Below are 1360 nucleotides of genomic sequence, written 5' to 3'. Positions count from 1 at the left end.
GCCCTGGATGGATGACGAGGGTCGTGTGCTGGATCGTCGGCTGGCGGAAAATGTTGTCAGCAGGATACAGGGCAAGCAGGGAACAGTCAGTAAGCTGGAGAATAAACCCGCTAAGGAGTCTCCACCTTTACCCTATTCACTTTCCGTTCTTCAGATTGATGCTGCCAAACAGCTAAGGATGAGTGCCAAGGAGGTGCTGGATGTCTGTCAAAAGCTTTATGAGCAGAAACTGGTGACCTATCCCCGTTCGGATTGCCGTTATCTGCCCGTGGAGCATTTCAGGGAGGCACCGGAAGTGCTGGCAGCGATCCGAAGTCATGATGAAAAACTGGCCAGCGCTGTTGACGGTGCATTACCCGATCGCAAAAGCAAAGCCTGGAATGACAAGAAGGTCGGCGCACACCACGGGATTATCCCCACCACCCGAAGAGCCGATCTCTACAAAATGGGTGACCGGGAGCGTAACCTATATCGCCTGATTGCCAGACAGTATGTGGCTCAGTTTTATCCGGATCACCGATTTTTAGCCCGAAAAGTCAGTGTCACCCTGGAAGGCGGGTTATTCATGGCCAGCAGCAGGGAAGTGCAGGAAGAAGGCTGGACAGCCATTTTTCCCCGCAAGCCATCATCAACTACAGATAAACAATCCGATAAATTCGAGGGTCAAAGGTTACCGGAATTGCAGCAAGGACAGACACTGCTGTGCAAGGAAGCAGAGTTGGCAGAGAAACAAACCCAACCACCCAGGCCATTTACCGATGCCACCCTGCTATCAGCCATGACCGGAATTGCCCGCTATGTGAAGGATACCGAGATCAGGAAGGTGCTGAAGGAGACCGATGGTTTGGGTACCGAGGCTACCCGGGCAGGGATTATTGAACTATTGTTCAATCGGAAATATCTTGCCCGCCAGGGCAAAAACATTCATGCCACTGAAACCGGGAAAGCATTGATCAAAGCGCTGCCGGAACCTGTCAGTCGTCCAGACATGACCGCTCGTTGGGAAGCGTCACTGAATCAGATCGTGGAGAAAAAAGGTTCTTACCAGACCTTTATGAATCAGCTTGAACAGCAACTGCTGCAGTTGTTGCAGGAAGCCGGGCAGTCAGGAACGATCAATGTGCAGGGGCTGCCTCCGGTATCGCCCAACCGGTTCAAGAAGAAAACCCGCCGTAGAAAAACTACCCGTCGAGCTTCCTGACAGGAAAAGATGTCTGATAAGTGAACGAATCTACAGGTTTAATCCAGCCAGGCAGCTTGCTCCTCCAAGAGTCTTCAGTTTCTGGCAAGGGCTGTGTTAGAGTGTTTCACGATTCCACGAGACCTGATACGTTAAGCCTTCTCCGCCGACGTTTCTGGC

The 1360-nt window shown here is 51.9% G+C and carries 1 protein-coding gene; it reads left to right on the top strand.

The window, feature by feature from the left end; genetic code table 11:
- A partial coding sequence (locus KDK19_RS15680) for a DNA topoisomerase (RefSeq protein ID WP_257292316.1) occupies window positions 1-1201 on the top strand: 1201 nt, incomplete at its 5' end.
- Window positions 1202-1360 lie beyond the last annotated feature (159 nt).

Source organism: Endozoicomonas sp. ONNA1 (assembly GCF_024606325.1).
Taxonomy (GTDB): Bacteria; Pseudomonadota; Gammaproteobacteria; order Pseudomonadales; family Endozoicomonadaceae; genus Endozoicomonas_A.
The sequence above is the reverse complement of the archived record's forward strand: the minus strand, read 5'-3'. Positions and strand labels throughout refer to the sequence as shown.